A 2,260-nucleotide genomic window follows, 5' to 3' on the forward strand; every position below is an offset into this window, starting at 1 on the left:
GAAAGGTAGATTTCTACGCGTTACTCACCCGTCCGCCGCTCGCCAGCCACCAAGCAAGCTTGGTGCTGCTGCCGCTCGACTTGCATGTGTTAGGCCTGCCGCCAGCGTTCAATCTGAGCCAGGATCAAACTCTCCAGTTTAATTACTGCAACTGGTGCACGATTGATCCAATCGTGCGAGTCATCCCAAGCTTGATGCTTTGGATGCTCTATAGGGCTTGGCTTTGTCGCCACCCCATAGGAGCACCCACACAAGTCACTTACGTTTTGTTAAAGAGCTGCGCTCGGCTTGCCGCCGGGACTTTAAGTCTTGCGGCTGGAAGCGTTGCGAGAGCGCGTATTCTACGCCCCCTTAAGATGCTGTCAACCGCTTTTTCGTTCCGTCCGAACGCGGCTGGCTCGACCCGAAAACCGCCCTCGAACGGCTCTCCAGTCTGCGATAAATCCAGCGTTTGAAGCAAGCGCTTTTCCGCCAAACCTGTCGCCCGAACTCCGGCACCGTCGTTGAACAATGGCACCGTATTTCTGCCCCGCAACCGTGTACCCAAGCACCCGGGTGCGAGAGGGCGCATTCTAGGGGCTGGGCGGTGGGTGTCAACGAATTTCTTAAAATAGTTCTGCAACCGGCGCAAAACGCCCGTCACACAAAGACCATAGCCCGGCCGGTCAGTCCGTTTCGATCGTCACGCGCGCAATCCGACGCTTGCCGACCTGAATCAGGCCGCTCTGCCCCGGATGCAACACCCGCTTGGCATCCTTGACCGGCTCCCCGTCCAGACGTACCGCGCCCTGCTTGATCAGGCGCATGCCTTCGCCGTTGCTCTGGGTCAGGCCGGCCGCGACCAGAAGCGCCGCCATCTGCAGGCCGCCGGCGTCCGCGGCTATCGTAGTCACCGGCAGATCCTCCGGCACCGCGCCCTGACGAAAGCGCGATACGAAGGCCTCATGCGCATCGGCGGCGGCCTGCTCGCCGTGGAACCGTGCCACGATCTCGCCGGCCAACTTGTACTTGTAGTCGCGCGGATTGGCGCCCGTATCGACCGCCCGGCGATATTCGGCCAGCTTGTCGGCCGGCTCGAACGAGAGCAGTTCGAAGTAGCGCCACATCAGGTCGTCCGAAATCGACATCAGCTTGCCGTATTGCTCGCTCGGCGCCTCGTCGATTCCGACATAGTTATCAAGCGACTTGGACATTTTGTGCACGCCGTCCAGGCCTTCCAACAGCGGCATGGTCAGCACCGCCTGCGGCTTCTGGCCGTAGATCTGCTGCAAGTGGCGCCCCATCAACAGGTTGAACTTCTGATCGGTGCCGCCGAGTTCGAGATCGGCCTCGAGCGCAACCGAGTCGTAACCCTGTAGCAACGGGTACAGGAATTCGTGAATCGCGATCGGCTGGTTGGATCGATAGCGCTTATTAAAATCGTCGCGTTCGAGCATGCGCGCCACGGTGTGCGTGGCCGCGAGCTTGATCATGTCCGCGCCCGAAAACGCGTTCAGCCAACTCGAATTGAATACCACGCGCGTGCGCGCGCGATCCAGGATTCGAAAGATTTGGGCCTCGTAGGTTCGAGCGTTGGCGGCGACTTCAGCTTCGGTGAGCGGCTTGCGGGTGACGTTCTTGCCGGTGGGATCGCCAATCATGCCGGTGAAGTCGCCGATCAAGAACACCACGTCGTGGCCCATGTCCTGGAACCAGCGCAGCTTGTTAAGCAGCACCGTGTGGCCGAGATGCAGATCGGGCGCGGTCGGATCGAAGCCGGCCTTGATCACCAGCCGCTCGCCGCCGGCGCTCGCTTTTTCGAAGCGCTCGCGAAATTCCGCTTCCGGAATGATTTCGCCCGCGCCGCGGACAATCTCGGCCCAGTCTTGACTCGTCAACGCCTGCTCCGTGTGGTTGCTCTTATATTGCGCGCCAAGTCTAGGGCGTGTCGGCGTTTTGTGCGACCGACATAAAGGCGGGCTTGATGCAGCGGTGCGCCGTGCCGGCCCGGTCGGCCGCCCGAGATCCACATCTGCCGGTATGCCGGAGTTGCCAAGTGCCCGTGTTTGTGCTTTTTTAGGTCGATTCCGGCAGCGCGGCATGGGGGCCGAGCGCGCCGGCATTACGCTCGGGGTGGGGCATCTATGGGCAAGTTTGTCGATCGGGATTATCTGTGGCTGCGCGAGACGCCTCAGATATCGCCGGGCCGGCGCCGTCGCTGGGCGCCTATTGCATTGGTTCCGGCGGTAGCCGCTCTTGCGTGGTATTGCACCGCGCCCGA

The 2,260-nt window shown here is 61.3% G+C and carries 1 protein-coding gene and 1 rRNA gene; both read right to left on the minus strand.

Features of this window, described 5'->3' with window-relative positions; genetic code table 11:
- Nucleotides 1-140 (minus strand): 16S ribosomal RNA (locus VFJ08_RS00870); the annotation flags it as partial.
- A 525-nt stretch (nucleotides 141-665) separates the two neighbouring features.
- Nucleotides 666-1,877 (minus strand): tyrosine--tRNA ligase, encoded by a 1,212-nt coding sequence (gene tyrS / locus VFJ08_RS00875; RefSeq protein ID WP_324994186.1) that lies wholly within the window; start codon nucleotides 1,875-1,877, stop codon nucleotides 666-668.
- Nucleotides 1,878-2,260 lie beyond the last annotated feature (383 nt).

The organism is Salinisphaera sp., from assembly GCF_035690525.1.
Classification (GTDB): domain Bacteria; phylum Pseudomonadota; class Gammaproteobacteria; order Nevskiales; family Salinisphaeraceae; genus Salinisphaera.